Origin of the sequence: Clostridioides sp. ZZV15-6597 (assembly GCF_020657815.1) — a bacterium.
Lineage (GTDB): Bacteria > Bacillota > Clostridia > Peptostreptococcales > Peptostreptococcaceae > Clostridioides.
Genome location: NZ_JAGWCT010000049.1, coordinates 1 through 20,120 on the forward strand (window position 1 = coordinate 1; position 20,120 = coordinate 20,120).

The window sequence follows — 20,120 nt, forward strand, 5'->3', positions numbered from 1 at the left end:
CTAATGTATATATTTAAATCAATTAATTTCTGTTTTTATAAAAATCCAACAATTAGTTTAATTTTGAGAACTATTTTTTATACTTCTAATTTGTTTTAATAACTCATTATATTCTAATTCATAACACTCTTTTTTTAAGTTATCTTTTTCTATTGACAGCATAGATATAATGTTTGTAAGTCTGTTTTCTAATACTAAAAGTTTTTCTTGTTTAACTTTACTTTCTCTACCAGGAGTTTTTTTATTTCTACTAATGATATAATCATTATAATTACAATCAAACTCCTTTATATGCCTATCTTTTATTTCTAAAAAATAGTCACAAATATGAGATATAAATACTCTATCATGAGACACTATAAGCACAGTTTTATCAGTATTTATCAATGCTTTTTCCAATGCTTCCATAGATTTTATATCCAAGTAATTAGTTGGCTCATCAAGAACTAAAAAATTATTATCTTCTAGTATTATTTTACATAGAGCTATCTTTACCGTTTCTCCTCCACTAAGAACCTTAACTTTTTTATAAACAGTATCACCTTTAAATCCAAATAAACTTAAGTTTATTCTTATAAAAGACTCATCAAATGAACTATTTGATTTGATATTGTACAAAATACTCTTTTCCTTATCTAATGAATCTTGGTTTTGGTCAAAATAACCTATCTTTACCTTGTTATTTATCTTTATACAATCGTTTTTATTACTAAGTATTTCTCTTATCAGAGTACTTTTTCCACATCCATTATCACCTAATAAAGCTATTTTCTTCCCTCTTTTTACCTTGAAAGAAATATTATCCAATAAAAGCTTATTTCCTACCTTTAAAGTTAAATCCTTTAATTCCACTAAGTTTTTGCTGATTATTTCCATACCATCCTGTATTTTAATATTCATATCTGCAGAGACCTTAGGTTTATCTTTCACTTCCAATTTTTCAATTCTACCTTCTAATGCTTTTACACTTGAGTCTACTTTTTTCTTATTTTTTTGACTACCCATTTTATGCAATCTAGCTTCTGAATTCCCCATTCGTTTTGGAGTCTTCCTTATACCATCACTTAAAGATTTTTTACCTAAAAGAGCCTTCTCCAATCTTTTTTTCTCATTTATATATTCATGATATTCAAAGTCAGCTCTTTTTATTTCTTCATCCTTTTGTTCTAAATAATCAGTGTAATTACCTTTATAAGCTTTTAATTTCCCACTTTCCAGCTCCAATATAGTTGTACATAATTCATCTAAAAAACGTCTGTCATGAGATATTAATAATAATGCTCCTTTATGTCTTTTAAACATATTTTCCAAAATATCTATACCCTTTTTATCTAAATTTGAAGTTGGTTCATCTGCTATTATTATATTTTTCTTATTATTCAGTGCATCTGCTATCTTTAGCTTAACTTTTTCTCCACCAGATAAATAATCTTCAAATTTATCTGGTGCATTTAATAGACTCTTTTCTTTACTATCATTACATTTTTCAATATTATTTTCACTCTGACTTATATATGAATAGCTATCTGTAAGATAGACACAACCTTCATCAATTTCTATTTCACCTAATATTGCTTTTAATAAAGTTGTTTTTCCTTGACCATTTGAACCAACTAAACCTATTCTCTCATTCTCTAATATTTCAAGTTTATCTATATCCAAAATTAATTTATCAGCATAATATTTTTTTAAATTTTCTACTTTTACTAACATCATAAAAAAATCCCTCCCTGGTATACTTAAATATAAGGAGAGATTTACATAAATAGGCACAATAACTAAACGTATAGACTATAATCTACTCTCCTTAATTTAAGCATCATAAATAAAGCCACCAATATAGGCTTTTCAAAATTTACAATACTTTAAATTATAAAAAATAGATTATATTCTCATCTTCCCAGTTACCTTACCCTTTCTTTTATTTATTTTTAATCATTATATCAACATTAGTTACTAATGTCTATATAAAATTAATTATTTAAAATAATATATACTTAATTAATTATTATTTTTCAACTTTAAAATCTTGATTATTCAATATTCTATTTAGTACAATACCGACAATTGCAGCCAAACTAAGACCAGTTATCTTTACAGTACTTGTTATAGGAATTCCTATAGAAATCCCTTTATTAGATAAGTAAGTTGTTCCAAGACCTATCAATAATATAACTGCTATTATCAATATATTTACTTTACTTTCTACACAAGAGCTATCTCTTATAGTTTTTAATCCAACATAAGTTATCATTGAAAATAACATTATACTGATTCCACCCATAACTGAACCTGGTATACTTTGAAGAAATCCTCCAAACTTCCCTACACATGCAAGCAATATAGCAAATACTGCTGTACGTCTAAGTATTGAAGGGTCATAGTTTTTAGTTATGGCAAGTACTGCTGTATTTTCTCCATAAGTTGTGTTAGCTGGTCCACCTAAGCAACCTGCTACTATAGTTGCAAATCCATCACCAAGTAACGTTCTGTTTAATCCTGGATTCTCTATAAAGTTTTTTCCTACAACAGCACCATTAGTAGTCATATCTCCTATATGCTCCATAAATACAGCTAAAACAACTGGAGATATAATCACAATTGCACCTAAACTAAACTTAGGAATTGTAAAGTTAGGTATCGCAAGTAAACTTGCTTCTGTAATTGTAGTTATATCTACTAATCCCAGTACCAAACATATTATATATCCAGAAAAAACGGCTATTAATATACCTAATTGTTTTATAAATCCTCTACCAAACTTATTAGTCAAAATTGCTATTGCTAAGGTCATGAATGCTATTATAAAATTAGCTGAAGCCATATTAAAAGCTGTTGGCAACAAGTTTAAACCTATAACTGCTATCATAGCTCCTGTAACTTGTGCTGGAAAATATAACTTAATTTTATCCACCCCAACTACTTTCACTATAATTGACATTATAATATAAATTAATCCTGCTACTATTATACCACCCTGAGCATATGCTAAATCTCCTCCATAAGCTTCTTTAGCTGCTAGTATAACAGGGATAAAAGCAAAACTTGAACCTAAAAATGCAGGTACTTTTCCTTCTGTGCAAAAATGAAATATCAATGTACCAACACCAGCACAAAAAATTGCAACTGATGGGTTAAAGCCTGTTAAAATGGGAACTAATACTGTCGCTCCAAACATGGCCAATAAATGTTGTAAAGACATTATCGTTTTTTTCATAAAAACCTCCAAAAATTATTATATATGAATAAATCCTTTGTTCAATTAATATCTTTTAATTAATTATAAATTCCCTAGCTTCTATTTTTTAATCTATATATACTTACTATACAAACCATCATTTTTTTACATTTTACGACATTGAAAGCCCAAATAAAGGAGAATATAAACTACATTAGTATACACATTAATAAACTTGTATTATTTATTTTGTGCAATATATGTAAGCTTTATCCTCCTCCATGACTATACAATGCTGAGCTTTTATATAATATTAAAAAATCACTATTCTTTGATTGTAACTGAATCTTCTCCATCAATTTCTAATAAACTAACAGATATAATTTCATGTCTCGAAGTAGGGACATTTTTTCCTACATAATCTGCTCTTATAGGCAACTCTCTATGTCCTCTGTCCACTAATACTGCTAATTGTATTGATTTAGGTCTTCCTATATCAATAATAGCATCAAGTGCTGCTCTTACAGTTCTTCCTGTATATAACACATCATCAACTAAAACTACTGTTTTATCATCTACATTAAAGTCTAGATATGTTCCCTTGACTACTGGTTCAACATTAACTTTTTCTAAGTCATCTCTATAAAGTGTTATATCAATATCTCCAGTGTCTACTTTTGTTCCTTCTATTTGTTCTATTCTTTTAGAGATTCTATTTGCAATTGGTACACCTCTAGTTTTTATTCCAACTAATACTAGGTTTTCTACACCTTTATTTCTTTCAATTATTTCATGACTTATCCTAGTAATTGCTCTTGCTATAGCCTTTTCATCCATTAATTGAGCTTTTTCTACCATATCATAACTATTGTCAAAAAAATATACTCTCTTTTATTTTGACAAATCTACTCCTCTCTCTTAAATTTTTACAACACCACTTTATTAAAATTTTCAATTTAAACAACAAAAAACTTCTCATCACAAGACAAGAAGCTTTTATATAAAAAAATATATAGTCTAATTCAGCAATTGTCTTACGATATCTCTGTATCGTTTAAAGATAATTTTTATACTCGATTAATTCAAATTATATATTTATATTTCAAATTTTTCAAGCTTTTTTAATCAAAATACTTTAATATAAAATATTTTAGCTAAACTTCACTAATTTTATCACTTGTATAAATCTAATTAGATGATTTATAATATCATACAAATTTTTATTTAATTTTTCTAAGAACTTCCTTAAAGTATTCTGGTAATTCTGAGTCAAATTCAATATATTCCTTAGTGGTAGGATGTATAAATCCCAATTTCTTAGCATGTAAAGTTTGTCCCTTTAGTTTAAATTTATTTTCTTTAGGTCCATATACACTATCACCTAAAAGTGGATGATTTATAGATAAAGCATGCACTCTTATTTGATGAGTTCTACCAGTTTCAAGTCTAGCTCTCATATGAGTAAATTTATCAAATCTTTCTACCACTTCAAAATGAGTTACTGCATTTCTTCCATCTTTTACTACAGCCATTTTTAATCTATCCTTAGGATTTCTTCCTATAGGTTTGTCTACAGTTATTTTATCTTCTTTAACTACACCATAACATATAAATTCATACTCCCTAGTTATAGAATGCTCTTTTAATTGTTCTGCTAAAAAATTATGTGCATAATTATTTTTAGCTACCATAAGAAGACCAGAAGTATCTTTGTCTATTCTATGAACTATGCCAGGTCTAATAACACCATTTATTGATGATAACTTGTCTTTACAATGATACAAAATTCCATTTACCAATGTATTTTCATAATTTCCAGGAGCAGGGTGAACAACCATATCCTGAGATTTATTAATTATTAAAATATCATCATCTTCATATACAATATTTATTGGTATATCTTGAGCTACAACCTCTAAAACTTTAGGTTCTGGTATTTCTATAATAATCTTATCTTCTTCTTTAACTAAATATTTTGCTTTTTCTACTTTATTATTAACTTTTATTTTACCATCTTTTATAATTTTTTGTATGTAGCTTCTTGACATATCTCCTAATTGTTCTGCTAGATAAACATCAAGTCTAACCTCTTCTTCCTCTTCAAGCACTAAAAACTCTCTTACATTCTCCATCAAATCACCTACTTTTACTTTCAAAAAATAAAACATATATACATAAAAATACAGTTCCTACAACTACAAATACATCTGCTACATTAAATACATACTCCCATATAATCCTAAAGTCAAAATAATCTACTACAAACCCTAATCTAACTCTATCAATCAGATTTCCTAATGCACCAGATATTATTAATATGATTCCCAACTTTCCAGATGTATGTACTTTTCTTGTATTGAGATAGTATAACCCAAACACTGTTGCAAGTAATGCAACTATTATAAATATCCATTGATTATTTTGTAATAGTCCAAATGCTGCACCTCTATTTTCAACGTAAGTTAGATGAAATACATTCTTTATTATTGGTATTGTAGATACATTAACCAAATTATTTAACACCCATAGTTTAGACAATTGGTCTAATCCTATAAGCAGAATTATTATTAACACATATAACAATGATTTTTCCCCCTATAAATTATTTAAAAATCAATTTTGATTTAAATTCACTATTACCATTATACAAAAAAAATACTATAAAGAGCAACTCTGTTAAAATTGAATTTTTTAGTGAAACTAATCAAAAATAATATTAACCTTTCTGTATTATAAACCGTTACACATTTAAAATTGTATTATTATATATAAAAGATTTAAAAGTACTCTATTATTCAATACTTTTTGTGTATTTTATAGCTTAAAGATTAATGATGCTTGTATTTCAAATTTACAAGCATCATTAATCTTTAAACAAATATCCTTTATTTTTGCACTTGTTTATTTTTATCTAAATGTTGTATAAGTTCAGATACTGTTACAAATTTATACCCTTTTTCTTTTAACTTGGGAATTACTACTTCCAAAGCCTGTATAGTCTGAGATTTATTGTTTCTCTTATTATTGTAATCATGTAAAAGTATTATATTTCCGTTTTGTACTTTTGTAAGAATAGTATTAATAATACTATCAACGCCAGGATTTGACCAGTCTCTAGGGTCCAAGTTTGACCAAAGAATTATATTCATACCTTTAGAAACTATAATATCACAAACACTTTTGCTCATGGCTCTATATGGAGGTCTAAATATTTTTGGCTCTACTCCAATTACACTCTTTACAGCATTTTGTGTATCTGTTATTTCTTTTTCTACTTTATTATAACTATTTTTTTCAACATTTATATGTGTAAATGTATGATTTCCTATCTCATGACCTTCTTCATACTGTCTTTTTAGCAATTCTTTGTTATATTCAACTTTTTCTCCAACTACAAAAAAAGTTGCCTTTACATCATTTTTCTTTAATATATCAAGTACTTGTGGTGTAAAGTCCTCATCTGGTCCATCATCAAAAGTTAATGCTAGAATTTTTTCGTCATCATTTCCTTTCTTGATTATTACATCTTCATAATCGTCCTTTATATTGTCATTTAAACTATAGGCTTCTTTTGAGATATTTTGATTATGTGTATTTTGATTATATGTATATACACCTACTATTGATAATGCGAATATACATATACCCCACATTGCTTTTTTCATGTCATTACCTCTTTTCTTAATTCATTCTAACAATATATTATGTCAATTTTTTAATCTCTTAATGTTCCATTTTTGTTTAAATCAGTTAAATTTGTTAAATCTGTTGAATAAAAATTAGAATCCTCCACATCAGGAGTTTCACTTGCATGTCCTAATAAATCCTCTTCTTTTTTTGCACACTCATTACATAAATTTGTATCAGGTAGTATATCCAATCTTTCTAAATCTATTTGATTATGACATAAATCACAAAGTCCATATGTTCCATTTTCTATTTTAGATAATGCCAAATCTATTTGATATAATCTGCCTTCTTCATGATTTATTAAACTATTTTGCATATTTTGCATATATAAATCTGTTCCCATATCTCCTATATGATTATCATAACTAGATAACTCTCCTGATGAATACTTTTCACTGGTATGTTTAGTTGTATCTCCAAATAAAGTATTGTCTTTCATATCTCCCACTAAATTAGTCAAATTTTCTCTTTCTTTCAATAATTTATCTTTGTATTTGTTAGTATCCATTTTCAACACCTCTAATTTTAATATTTATATTGTAAAAATAGTATGTGGAAAACTAAATTAAAAATACAATAAAAAGTAAGATTTGATTTTTTCAAAAAAAATTTGTAGGCAAATTTTAAATTCACCTACAAATTTTTAAAACATAATTTAAATGTTATATTTTTTATTTTTTGTAATAATTGTATTAACTTGCTAATTTATGAGTATTTTGTTCTTTTATATCTTTAGCTTTTTTAAAGAATAAAATACCAAGAATTATTGCAACAGCAATACCTATTCCATTAGATATATTTACTGGTAGTCTAAAACCTTCTTTTGCTTGCATTATATAACTAAATGTCACTACAGTCATAAAAAGTGCTGGCAATGTAGTTATGTAGTGATTTTTATTTGCTTTAACCAAATATGCAGAACCAGTCCACAACATTATCATAGCAAGTGTTTGATTTGCCCAAGAGAAGTATCTCCAGATTATATTAAAATCTATAAACGTAAGAGCAACACCTACTGCAAACAATGGTAAAGCTATTAAAAATCTATTTTTAACTGCATCTTGATTGTAGTTCATTGCATCAGCTATTGTTAATCTGGCACTCCTAAATGCTGTATCACCTGAAGTTATAGGACATGCTACAACACCAAGTATAGCCAAAGCTCCTCCAATAGGTCCCATTAATCCAACAGACACTGTATTTACAACAGTAGCTGCTCCACCATCATTAAATATTACATTAAGTTGAGGTATACCATGGAAGTATGACATAGCTGCTGCTGCCCAAACTAAAGCTATTATTCCTTCTGCAACCATTGAACCATAAAATACTGGTCTTGCTTCACTCTCTCTTTCAACACATCTTGCCATAAGTGGTGATTGTGTTGCATGAAAACCTGATATTGCCCCGCATGCTATTGTTATAAATAAATATGGGAATAGAGGTGTTCCATTTGGATTCATATTTTGTAAATTTATATTTGGTATGTTATATCCCTTTATTATTAATCCTCCTGCTACACCTACTGCCATAATTAATAAAGCAGCTCCAAATAAAGGATATATTTTTCCAATTAACTTATCTATTGGTAAAACAGTAGCCATTATATAATAAAGAATTATTACTCCAACCCATATTTGTGTATTTACTCCTGTTAATGTTTTTAGTAATCCTGCTGGACCTGTTACAAAAACAACTCCAACCAATACCAAAAGAATAACACTAAATATTCTCATTGCTATTTTTGCACTATTACCTAAGTAAAGACCTACTAATTCTGACGCAGATGTACCTTTATTCTTCATTGATAAATATCCAGAAGCAAAGTCATGTACACCACCTGCAAAAATTGTCCCAAATACTATCCATAAAAATGCTGATGGCCCAAATAATGCACCTTGTATAGCACCAAATATAGGACCTAAACCTGCGATATTTAAGAATTGAATTAAGAAAATTCGTTTCCATTTCATTGGAACATAATCTACACCATCTCTACAAGCTATAGCTGGCGTTTGATTTTTATCATTAATTCCAAAAACCTTTTCTACAAAGGTGCCATAAATAAAATAACCTACTATAAGTACCACTATTGAACCTAAAAAACTTACCATAAATTCATCCCCTTAGTTTTTTTATAATTGCTTTATAAATTTTTATAAGTTTAAGAAAACTATTTCCAGTTCAAATAGTAATACTTTTTTGTACTAATATAAATGTTAATCACATTAAGTGCATATTTAAGTACATGAAATGACTTTATATATGCATTAATAGCCTGAATTCTTTTATTTTACTTCTACTTACAGTTACTTCATAATCACTATCTTTTAACTTCAATATGTATGTATTATTAAACCATGGGATAATTTCTTTTACTTTAGTTAAATTTACTATGTAAGACCTATGTGTTCTAAAAAAAGTTTTATCATTTATTATATTTTCTACTTCTGATATGCCCTCTTTCAGTATAAAAGTTTCCTTTTCAGTATATATAAATGTCTGTCTTTCATTAGCCTCACAGTAATATATATCATCAATATCTATTACAACCAATTTATCACCTTTCCAAAGGCTAATTTTATGTGTTATTTCCTCTATATTTTGATTTATTGTACCTTTTTTATCACTAGATACATAATTATTATCACTAGATATTTCACTACTATTTGTTTCACTTTTCTCTAACTTATCCAACATTGATGTAATTCTATCCTCAGAATAAGGCTTAAGTACATAGTCAAATACACCTAATGAAAAAGCATCTACTGCATAATTTTCATATGCCGTTATAAAAACTATTTTGGGTCTTGATTTAAATTGGTTTAATGTTTTTGCAAGTAACATTCCATCAAGATGAGGTATATTTATGTCCAAAAAAATTACATCTATTTTATTTTCTTGAATAAAATCTAGTACCTCTATACCATTAGTAAATTCACTTACTACCTCAATCTTGCTTTTATTTTCAATAAAATATCTTAATTCCTTTCTTGCTGGAAACTCATCCTCAACTATTATCGCTTTCATCTTCCTACTCCTTTACATAAAACATAATTAAAGTTCCTTTATCAGTTCTTCTCATATTAAGACCACTTCCATACATTAGCTTAAGTCTTAAATGAACATTATAAAGGCCAATCTTATTTTCTGGCATATTATCTTGATATACATTATTTATGACTTCTTCACTTATACCTATACCATTATCCTCAATCGATATTCTCACAGTATTTTCTAATGAATGTTGTAACTTTTTTATAGATATTTTTACTACACCAGCTCTTCCACTTTCCAAAATCCCATGTATTATTGCATTCTCTACTATTGGCTGTATAATTAAGCTTGGAATTTTTATATTTACATCATCTATATCATAAATTATAGTCAATAAATCTCCAAATCTAGCCTTTTCTATTTCTACAAAAGATTTAACTTGCTCAATCTCTTTATTTATGTCTATCAAGTTATCACTATATTCAAGATTATATCTCAAGTAAGTTGATAAATTTATTATGAGTTCTCTAGCTTTATCTGGATTAAATCGTATAAAGGATGCTATCGTATTTAAAGAATTAAATAAAAAATGTGGATTAATTTGCCTTTGAAGTGCTTTTATTTCTGCTTTATTTCTTGCTTCTATATCCTTTTTATCTTTTTCAATTCCCTCAACTATAGATATAACAAACCCTATACCAATTTGTCCGACAATTAAAGGTAAATATATCACATTAATTATTTTAATTGCCAGAGAATGAGGCTGTGATATTAAATATATAAGTAATATAGTAAAACTTTCAGAAATCATACCTACTAGTATTCCATATATCACTCGATGCTTTTTTGGTATCTTCTTATATAAAAACCCTGATAACACACCTGCTAGTATGCTTGATAAAAGGCAGGGCATGGATGTTATACCTCCAATATCCACAAAATACCTATGTATACCTGACAGCAACCCTGCTGTAATACCTACAATTGGTCCAAATAAAACGCCTCCTGATACTATAGATATTATTCGAGTATTTACTATTGACCCCATATAATTTATACCATTGTAAGTACCAAATATAGCTAGAAAAGTAAAAACTAAAGATATACAAATCAAATCATTCAAGCTATATTCTTCTTTTTGAAATATTTGTTTAAATGTTTTTAGCTTTGTTATTAGAAGAAATAATACTACAATAAGGCTTGTTTTCTCTACTAATGCTATTAAAATTGATGTTTTCATGTTTTTCCCTCTTATTTTCCCTGTTAAAAATAATTTTTACATATGTTATTGGTATTATTTTTATGGTTTATTAAATACATAAAAAATAATTGCCTTAATTATTGTATCATATCAGTTAAACATAAAATCAAACTCATTTAATTATATATATAAATTTTTTAAAACGTTTTTTTGATATATTATTGACAATTTTCTTTATAAGAGTTAAAATTAATTCATAAATTACATATTGAGTATAAAGTATAATGGATGTATGTTCAAGGTTAGTTCAGAAGGCTCTGGTTTTCTGATTTTTTTATGCTCAGTAGTGATATGCAAAAAAGAACAAAGTTAACGTCAGTTAACTTTTACCTTTATTCTACTTTCCCCAAAGTAAGAATAATCTAACCCCTTTGAGATGAGCAAAAGCTCATCTTTTTTTATTACAAAACTAAAGAGGATATTATCTTAATAATATCCTCTCTATTTCCTATAATATACTTTTTTAATAACTTTAAAATTTGTTTACTAAAGAATATATATAATATAATTAATATCTTCTCTCTATAAATCCAACTTTTTTATAAACTTTTCTAAGAGTTTTTCTAGCTTGTTTTTCAGCCTTTTCAGCTCCCATAGTATATATTTTTTCTAAATAATCTTTATTATTAAGAAGGTCAACGTATTTTTCTCTTATCGGTCTTAAAGCTTCTGATACTACTTCAGCTACATCTTCTTTAAATACTCCATAACCTTTACCTTCATACATATTTACAATTTCTTCTACACTTTTTTTGCTTAAATTAGAATATATATCAAGTAAGTTTTTAATACCAGGTTGTTCGTCAGTGTACTTTACAACACCTAAAGAATCAGTAACACTTCTCTTAATCTTTCTCTTTATAGTATCTGAATCATCTGCTAATAATATAAATGCATTTTCATTTGAATCAGACTTACTCATTTTCTTAGTTGGCTCCTGCAAACTCATTACTCTTGCTCCACCTTTTGGATAGTATCCTTCTGGAACTACAAATGTAGGTGAAAATCTATTGTTAAATCTATTTGCTAAATCACGAGATAATTCTAAATGCTGTTTTTGGTCATCTCCAACTGGAACCAAATCAGCTTGATATAATAGTATATCAGCAGCCATAAGAACTGGATACGTAAATAATCCTGCATTTAGATTTGCTTCACTCTTTTGTGATTTATCTTTAAATTGAGTCATTCTACTTAATTCACCCATATAAGTCATTGTATTTAATATCCACATAAGTTCAACATGTTCTTTAACATGTGATTGTATAAATATAGTATTTTTTTCTGGGTCTAATCCACAAGCTAGATATTGAGCAAGTAATTCTATAGTATTAGCTCTCAAAACTTTAGGGTCTTGAGGTACTGTTATTGCATGTAAATCAACAATACTATAATAACAATTATAATTTTCTTGAAGTTCAGTCCAGTTTTTTATAGCTCCTAAATAGTTTCCTAGAGTCATCTTACCTGATGGTTGTGCACCACTAAATATAACCTTTTTTTCACTCATATGATTTGTACCTCCTTATATATTTATATTGATTTTAACATGCTTAATACGATATCTTTAGAATTGTTGGCTGCCTCATGTACAAATACTTCATATGCAACACCAGCACTTCCATCTGCTTTATCAGACATCGCTCTTATTATGACAAATGGAACATTATTTAAGTAACATACATGAGCTATAGCTCCACCTTCCATCTCTCCACAATACCCGCCAAAATCATTTACTAATTCTTCTTTTAATTCTTTAGAGTTTATAAATATATCTCCTGTTACTACTCTTCCTTTTAATACTTTATGAGTTTTTGTTTCTTCTACAGAAGATTTATAAGCAGCTTCTACAAGTCTTTCATCTGCTTTAAATACAGATGTTTCCATTCTTGGTATAACACCTTTAGGGTCTCCAAATGCAGTAGTATCTATATCGTATTGTATCGCATCAGTTGAAATTACTATATCATTGACATCAAGATTTTCATTTAAAGCCCCTGCAACACCTGTATTGACAATAGCATCAACTTTAAATTCACTTATTAATATTTGTGCACAAAGAGCAGAGTTAACTTTTCCTATACCACATTTTACTAATACAACATTTTTTCCTTCTAGAGTTCCTTTATGAAATTCTAAGCTAGCTTTTTTTACAATTTCTTTAATATCCATTAAATTTACTAAGATACTTACCTCTTCATCCATTGCACCTATAATTCCTATTACGTTCATTTTGCCTCCTAAATTTTCTATATTAAAAAATCCGTCCTAAATCAATAGGACGGATATATTTTCCGTGGTACCACCTAAATTTATATATACTCAAAGCTGAATATATATATCTTAATATATGCTATAACGTGCACACACGATATCAGATAATCTACAGTCTTAAACTGCATTTCACCTTACTCCTCAAAGACCCATTCAATAAACACTTTTTATTAAGCTCTCAGCACCCTTAATTCTCTGTGTAAAAGTCTATTTATTTACTCTTTCTTATCTCAGGATTTAATTTATTAATTTCTTTATTTTATAATATTCCTTATGATATAAATTGTCAACTATATATATAATAATATCCAAAATATATATTTAAAATACATTTTTATTTAGCTGATCTCTTTTCATATCTATTCCATAACCATAGACCAGATAAAATAACTAGAAGACCTCCACCAATCATTTCTATTTCATATATGATATTTTCAGCAAATGTAGGCATAACTGGTGCTGCTGATAACAATATACCAACTACAGTTACAGTTAAAACCATTTTAGCTAAACCTATACAAGTACTTGTTGATTTTGCCATAGTATATGGTCTAATTTCATCTGGTCTCTCTTTTCTTAGTTTAATATAAGAAGCATATAACAACACATATGGGAATAATGCAGTTAATGCTGTCATAGTTACAAGAACATTGTATATAGCATCAACAGAAGGCATTAATGTAGTAACCAATAATATTATAGTAACTATTATTGCTTGGAGTATAACTGCTTTAGAAGGTATCTTATGTTTATTTACTTCTACCAAACTATCTGGAAATACTCCTTTTTTAACACTACCAAATAACATTTTTATTGGTGATGCTATATAAAGAACTATTGCTCCTAATATTGAAAAAGCTATACCAAAAGCTATCAATTGAACTAACCAAGAACCTATTCCTAAAGATTCACAAACAGCTGCAAGTGCATCTAACACACCTTTAGAAGCAGTAATTTGGTCTGGTGGTATTATCATTGTTATTGCAATAGAACCTAATACATATAATGAAGCAACTATTCCAGCTGATATTAATATAGCTTTAGGGAAGTTCTTTTCAGGCTTATCTATTTCTGTTATAAAGTTAGCTGCAGTTTCTGCTCCTGCTAAACCAAACATTATAGCTGATATAGCAACAAATGCATCCATATTAAGTTTTGGAGTCATTGAAGCTATTGTATATGTTGAAGCTATATCATGTTTTTTCAATACTAATACTGCTAAAAATGAAAATATTATAAGTATAGCACTTGGTATTGTTGAACCTAATGCGCCTGTATTAGTGAATATTTTTGTAAAACTAATTCCTTTAGTTGCTATAATAGATAATACCCAGAATATTACTAAAGATAATATAAGTACAAATATCTTATTATCTGCAAGTGCTGGATTTCCTATTGTATAAGAAACATTTACTGCTAAAAAAGTTAGGAATGAAGAATACCAAAATATTTTAGCTGTCCAGTTTAACCAAGAAACTAAAAATCCATATTTTTCTCCAAAGGCTTCCTTAACCCAATCATATAAACCTCCATCACCTTTTTGGTATGTAGAAGCTAATTCAGCACAAATTAAAGCTCCTGGTACGAAATATATAAATGAGAATAATAACCACATAGGTATTGCACCTAATCCTAAACCGAAGCTTGACGCTGTCGACTTAGCTATCCATCTTATACCATATAAAGCTGATACATTCATAAATACCAAACTCCATAGGCCTATTTTTTTCTTTTCCATCCTATTATAATTTCCCCTCTCTTTATTAATTAAAAATTGATTTCATAACTGTTAAAATAAGTTCAGCCTATAAAATACTTCAATTTAACCTATAAAATACTTTAAATAGAAATATTTATACTTCAAATTTAGATATTTTGAAATCAAAATTTACTAAAAGTGATAAATTTTGAAAGTTCCATCACTTTCTCTTTAATGATACTAAATTTTTAAAATTGTTTCAATATTATTTTAATATAAAAATTTTTTTATTAATTTTCATAATTATATAACCATCTCAAATATATATTTTTACTTGTTCAAGTTATTATTTTTATAAAATTTTCATAATATAAACTTATTTTACTTTTCTTTTAATGTAAAATGAGGAATTAAATTTAATATAAAAGATATATGTTAAAATTTTTTTATATTTCTAGAAGAAAAGTATACTAATTTTTGTTTAATAGTGCTAAAATTGATTTGTATCGAATTTTGATTAGGAGGAAATTATTATGAAGACTCAAAGATTAAATGCTGTACTTGAACAAATGAAAAAAGATGATATTTCTCAAATGTTGGTAAGTGATCCTACTTCAATATTTTATTTAACAGGATTACTAATCCACCCAGGTGAAAGACTACTAGCTTTATACCTAAATTTAAATGGTAATAATAAATTATTTATAAATGAATTATTCCCAGTTGCAGAAGATTTAGGTGTTGAAATGGTTTGGTTTAATGATACTCAAAATCCAATAGAAATAGTAACTGAACATGTAGACAAAAATGCTACTATGGGTGTTGACAAAAACTGGCCAGCTAGATTCTTATTAAGCTTAATAGAATCAGGTGGAGGAAGCAAATTTGTAAACTCATCTTATATAATAGATACTTTAAGAATGTGTAAAGATGAAGAAGAAAAAGAATTAATGAGAATAGCTTCAAGATTAAATGACAAAGGTATGGAACAACTTAAAGCTACTGTTTCTGGTGAACTTACAGAAAAACAACTTGTTGGTAAATTATCTAAAATATATGAAGACTTAGGTGCTGATGGATTTTCATTTGACCCTATCATAGGATTTGGTCCTAATGGAGCTAATCCACATGGAGAACCAGGAAATGCTCTTGTAAAACCAGGTGATGCAATAATATTAGATATAGGTTGCATAAAAGATAACTATTGTGCTGATATGACAAGAACTGTATTCTATAAAGAAATACCTGAAAAAGGTAGAGAAATATTTGAAATAGTTCTTGAAGCCAATAAGAGAGCTGAAGCTATTGTAAAACCAGGAGTTAGATTCTGTGATATAGATGCAGCTGCTCGTGATTACATAACTGAAAAAGGATATGGACAATACTTCACTCATAGAACAGGTCACTCTATAGGACTTGAAGTTCATGATAAGGGAGATGTATCTTCTATAAATACAGATACTGTACAACCAGGAATGATATTCTCTATAGAACCAGGTATATATTTACCAGGAGAGTTTGGAGTTAGAATAGAAGATTTAGTACTAGTTACTGAAGATGGTTGCGAAATACTAAACAAATATGACAAAGAAATATGTGTAGTTGGTTAATTATAAGATTAACTTAGTAACATCAAAATAAGCTGTATAAAAATGACTTTATTCATTTTTATACAGCTTTAACTTTTTAATTTATTATTTATATTGCAGTTATCAAAATTGCACCTTTTGAAGTATATGTTCCCATTACTGAACCAACTTCACAGATTACAACATCTTTATATTTAACATCCTTTTCCATAGCTTCTCTTACTTTTTGAGCCTTTTCAGGGCAGTTAGCATGTCCTATAAATAAAACCTTATCTTCTTTATCTATAATTTTTGATTCTACTAACTGAATCAGTTTTTTCAAGCTATTCCCTTCACCTCTTGCCTTATCTATTGGAGTTACAATCCCATCTGCAACTTGTATTATAGCCTTAAAATTTAATGTATTTATAATTTTTCCTGCTATTGGATTTATTCTCCCTCCTTTGATAGCGTTTTCTAGCGTCTCCAGAGTTCCATAAAATGGTGGATTGTCTTTATATCTATCTATTATTGAAACAATTTCTTCAAGTTCTTTTCCTTCTTTTATTAATATTGCCGCTTTTAATATTAATTGTCCTATGCCAATTGACCCACTAAGTGAATCTATAATTTCGATTTTTTTATTATTTCCTTCTTTTTCGAACATATCTTTTGCCAAAAGTGCACTATTATAAGTTCCAGATAATCCTGAACTTATATTAATTACTAATATACTTTCCTCTTCACATTGATATGCCTCTAAAAACTTATCTGGTGAAGGACATGATGTTTTTGGCAATAATTTACTTTCATCCATTTTTCTGTAGAAAGTTTCATTATCTATTTCCTTCCCAGATATATAGCTCTCTTCTCCAAAAGATACATTTAAACCAATAACTTCAATATTGTATTTCTCTATTATATGATTAGGTAAGTCACATGCACTGTCTACTATCAATTTTATTTTATCCATATTAACCTCACTATAATATATTGTTTTTGTTTATTCAGTCGGTCGTACGACCGATTTAATTATTATTTTATATTTTGAATTAAAAAAAGTCAATAGATATAGATTCTTGCTTTATTGACAATAATTTTCTATAAGCTTATAATGTTATTAATTTGTTATAAATATACATAGAAAGGTAGGTTTTATGAAAACAAATAATATGAAACAGGCTATTTTATTATCTGCTACTAATTTAATAGCAAAAAATGGAGTTCAAAATACTAGTCTTGCTGATATTGCAAAAGATGTGAATATAAGTAAGGGTACATTGTATTATCACTACTCATCTAAAAATGATATTATATATGACATTGCTGATACTCATTTAGAAGTTATAACTAGTGCTATATTAAACTGTGTAAAAAATGTCAAATCCAAAAATTCTCAAATAGAAATGGTCAACTTAATACTAGAAAAAATATCTACTATAGAAAGTCGTGGTAGAGTACATATGTATCTTATTTGTGAGGCTATTACTTCAAATGATGATTTGAAAGAAAGAATGAGATTAAAATATATTGAATGGCGAACTACCCTTAAATCTGAAATTATTGAATCTCTTGAAAAATATAGTGGTGATGAAAATGAACAGGATGCTGAATCTTTTTCTTTTTTACTTATGTCTATAGTTGATGGTTTGGTTGTCCAAAGCTTGTTAAAAACAGAAAAAATGCCTTATGAAAATATCGCTTCTTTTTTAGTTAATCATTGGATTTAAACTCAATATTTTAATAATTAATAAAAGTGAACCATTAAAGTTTTTTACTTTAAACAGTTCACTTTTTTATTTTCTATGAATAATTTTTATTTAAACCTTCATGGAATCACAAAATAAAAATCATTTTATTAATTTAAAATATTTCTATTTATGTTGATGTGTATGCCCATCTAAATGTTCATGCCCATGTGTATGTGTGTGTTCATGCCCATGCTCATGAGTCCCTGAAAATCCATCATCATGATTATGGTCATGCCCTACACCGTTTACGTGCTCATGTTCATGCCCATGACTGTGAGAATGTTCATGTGAATGTTGATTGCTATCTCCTCCACAACAGCCTTCTCCTCCAGTTCCACAGCATCCATTTGCATGTGGATTATGATGATTTCTTACTACAAATCTCTCTCTTAACATATTATTATACCTCCTAGTATATTATTGAGCACTTCATGTGCCCCATTAGTTACAGTATACATCTAACTAGGTACAATAACAAGATATATGGTATTTTTTAACACTTCTATCTTATAGAAATTTATCTTTAAAACCTCCACCTTTTACTTCTTCTACATTGTTTACAGAAATAAAAGCTTCACTATCCATATCATAAATTAAATCCTTAAATTTACCTACTTCATTTGCAGATATGATACAGTAAATCATTTTTTTCTTATTCTGCGTATACGCTCCTTCTGCTTCTAAAAAAGTTACGCCTCTACCCATCTTATTCATTATTACTTTTGATATTTCTTCATATCTATTTGATATTAAGAGTATAGATTTTTTTCTATCGAAGCAATCTTTTGCTATATCCATTGTAAAAGAAATTATATACATAGTAATTAGAGTGTACATTACCAATTTTGCTCCAAATAAAAATGCTCCTGCACATACTACAAAAAAATTAATAAATAAAAATGTATTTTTCATTGGTATATCATACTTTCTTTTCATTATAGCTGCTATTATATCAAGCCCTCCAGCAGTAGCTCTTGCTTTAAATGTTAACCCCATACCTATACCAGTTAAAACACCACCATAAATACACTGCAGCATAGTATCATTTATAGGAAAATATTTAGCAATATCTTGTGTTACCCCAAGTGCAACAGAAAATAGCAACATATTGACAAAACTTATTAACAAAAATTTATTATCAAAATACTTTTTAGCTATAATAAATATCGGTATGTTCATCAAAAAACTAGATAATCCCTGATTTATACCAAATAACTTATATAATATAACACAAATTCCAGCTACTCCTCCACTTAACAACTTGGCTGGTGCTAGATATAAATTTATTCCTATGGTTGATAAAATCATTCCCAATATAATAAGACCATATTGCAAAAATATGTTATTATCAATACTTAGTTTTTTGCTTTCACCATACATCAAAACGCACCCCTTTGCATAATAAATAAACTACCCTGCATAATGCACAATAAATTCAAAAATAAATTTACCAGAAGTAGCTAACTCTAAAATATTATTCATCCTCACTTAAACGTTTATTCACTAACATTTTATCATATGCTATAAATAATTTATATGATTTATATAAATTTATTTATTGTAAATTTTGGAATATTAAAACATTTAATTATTAGTCTACTAAAGCAATTAATTAAATAAAGAAATAAACTATCTTTTTAAAAAAAGCCCTATAGAAATTTACAAATAAATTTCTATAGGGCTCTTAATTAACAACTTATTA

Annotated in this window: 18 protein-coding genes and 1 other annotated feature; of the genes, 2 read left to right on the forward strand and 16 right to left on the reverse strand. The window is 27.7% G+C overall.

Annotated features, from left to right (window positions below):
* Positions 1 to 57: 57 nt before the first annotated feature.
* From cplR to KGF52_RS12085, 13 genes are all read right to left on the reverse strand, one after another.
* Positions 58 to 1,716: an ABC-F type ribosomal protection protein CplR gene (cplR, locus tag KGF52_RS12025; protein WP_227840349.1), complete on the reverse strand. Its 1,659-nt coding sequence runs from the start codon at positions 1,714 to 1,716 to the stop codon at positions 58 to 60.
* A 292-nt stretch (positions 1,717 to 2,008) separates the two neighbouring features.
* On the reverse strand, positions 2,009 to 3,217 hold the full coding sequence (locus tag KGF52_RS12030; RefSeq protein ID WP_227828105.1) for a uracil-xanthine permease family protein: 1,209 nt from the start codon (positions 3,215 to 3,217) through the stop codon (positions 2,009 to 2,011).
* A gap of 285 nt (positions 3,218 to 3,502) precedes the next feature.
* Positions 3,503 to 4,036, reverse strand: a complete 534-nt coding sequence (gene pyrR, locus KGF52_RS12035) for a bifunctional pyr operon transcriptional regulator/uracil phosphoribosyltransferase PyrR (protein WP_227828104.1) — start codon at positions 4,034 to 4,036, stop codon at positions 3,503 to 3,505.
* 362 nt (positions 4,037 to 4,398) lie between these two features.
* Positions 4,399 to 5,346 (reverse strand): RluA family pseudouridine synthase, encoded by a 948-nt coding sequence (locus KGF52_RS12040; RefSeq protein WP_413927394.1) that lies wholly within the window; start codon positions 5,344 to 5,346, stop codon positions 4,399 to 4,401.
* The gene (lspA, locus tag KGF52_RS12045) at positions 5,315 to 5,761 is read right to left on the reverse strand and encodes a signal peptidase II (RefSeq protein ID WP_227828102.1); all 447 of its coding nucleotides are present in this window, start codon (positions 5,759 to 5,761) and stop codon (positions 5,315 to 5,317) included. The genes KGF52_RS12040 and lspA overlap by 32 nt, the downstream gene beginning before the upstream one ends.
* A 302-nt stretch (positions 5,762 to 6,063) precedes the next feature.
* Positions 6,064 to 6,843, reverse strand: coding sequence for a polysaccharide deacetylase family protein (locus KGF52_RS12050; protein ID WP_227840351.1), 780 nt, complete (start codon positions 6,841 to 6,843; stop codon positions 6,064 to 6,066).
* 50 nt (positions 6,844 to 6,893) lie between these two features.
* Complete coding sequence (locus KGF52_RS12055) at positions 6,894 to 7,376, reverse strand: TraR/DksA C4-type zinc finger protein (protein WP_227840352.1); 483 nt, start codon at positions 7,374 to 7,376, stop codon at positions 6,894 to 6,896.
* Positions 7,377 to 7,560: 184 nt separating this feature from the next.
* Entirely contained in the window at positions 7,561 to 8,982 is a 1,422-nt protein-coding gene (locus KGF52_RS12060) for a carbon starvation protein A (RefSeq protein ID WP_227828099.1), read from the reverse strand.
* Between the two features lie 145 nt (positions 8,983 to 9,127).
* The gene (locus KGF52_RS12065) at positions 9,128 to 9,898 is read right to left on the reverse strand and encodes a LytR/AlgR family response regulator transcription factor (RefSeq protein WP_227840353.1); all 771 of its coding nucleotides are present in this window, start codon (positions 9,896 to 9,898) and stop codon (positions 9,128 to 9,130) included.
* A gap of 4 nt (positions 9,899 to 9,902) precedes the next feature.
* On the reverse strand, positions 9,903 to 11,105 hold the full coding sequence (locus tag KGF52_RS12070) for a LytS/YhcK type 5TM receptor domain-containing protein (RefSeq protein ID WP_227840354.1): 1,203 nt from the start codon (positions 11,103 to 11,105) through the stop codon (positions 9,903 to 9,905).
* A gap of 529 nt (positions 11,106 to 11,634) precedes the next feature.
* Positions 11,635 to 12,636 (reverse strand): tryptophan--tRNA ligase, encoded by a 1,002-nt coding sequence (gene trpS, locus KGF52_RS12075; protein ID WP_227828096.1) that lies wholly within the window; start codon positions 12,634 to 12,636, stop codon positions 11,635 to 11,637.
* Positions 12,637 to 12,659: 23 nt separating this feature from the next.
* A complete protein-coding gene (locus KGF52_RS12080) occupies positions 12,660 to 13,358 on the reverse strand; it encodes a 5'-methylthioadenosine/adenosylhomocysteine nucleosidase (RefSeq protein ID WP_227828095.1) in 699 nt (232 codons plus the stop codon).
* A gap of 42 nt (positions 13,359 to 13,400) precedes the next feature.
* Positions 13,401 to 13,641, reverse strand: a binding site (T-box leader).
* Between the two features lie 93 nt (positions 13,642 to 13,734).
* A complete protein-coding gene (locus KGF52_RS12085) occupies positions 13,735 to 15,138 on the reverse strand; it encodes an amino acid permease (RefSeq protein WP_227828094.1) in 1,404 nt (467 codons plus the stop codon).
* Between the two features lie 494 nt (positions 15,139 to 15,632).
* Between KGF52_RS12085 and KGF52_RS12090 the strand changes: the two genes are divergently transcribed.
* Positions 15,633 to 16,709, forward strand: coding sequence for a M24 family metallopeptidase (locus KGF52_RS12090; protein WP_227432453.1), 1,077 nt, complete (start codon positions 15,633 to 15,635; stop codon positions 16,707 to 16,709).
* Between the two features lie 88 nt (positions 16,710 to 16,797).
* Here KGF52_RS12090 and KGF52_RS12095 read toward each other — a convergent pair whose 3' ends face one another.
* Complete coding sequence (locus tag KGF52_RS12095; RefSeq protein ID WP_227829142.1) at positions 16,798 to 17,640, reverse strand: DegV family protein; 843 nt, start codon at positions 17,638 to 17,640, stop codon at positions 16,798 to 16,800.
* A gap of 184 nt (positions 17,641 to 17,824) precedes the next feature.
* On the opposite strand from KGF52_RS12095, the gene KGF52_RS12100 reads away from it, so the two are divergent.
* Positions 17,825 to 18,397, forward strand: coding sequence for a TetR/AcrR family transcriptional regulator (locus tag KGF52_RS12100; RefSeq protein WP_227482887.1), 573 nt, complete (start codon positions 17,825 to 17,827; stop codon positions 18,395 to 18,397).
* A gap of 144 nt (positions 18,398 to 18,541) precedes the next feature.
* Here the strand turns inward: KGF52_RS12100 and KGF52_RS12105 are convergent, their stop codons facing one another.
* Together KGF52_RS12105 and KGF52_RS12110 are read right to left on the reverse strand one after the other, a co-directional pair.
* Entirely contained in the window at positions 18,542 to 18,814 is a 273-nt protein-coding gene (locus KGF52_RS12105; RefSeq protein WP_227829144.1) for a hypothetical protein, read from the reverse strand.
* Between the two features lie 111 nt (positions 18,815 to 18,925).
* Positions 18,926 to 19,798: a YitT family protein gene (locus KGF52_RS12110; RefSeq protein WP_227829145.1), complete on the reverse strand. Its 873-nt coding sequence runs from the start codon at positions 19,796 to 19,798 to the stop codon at positions 18,926 to 18,928.
* Between the last annotated feature and the right edge of the window lie 322 nt (positions 19,799 to 20,120).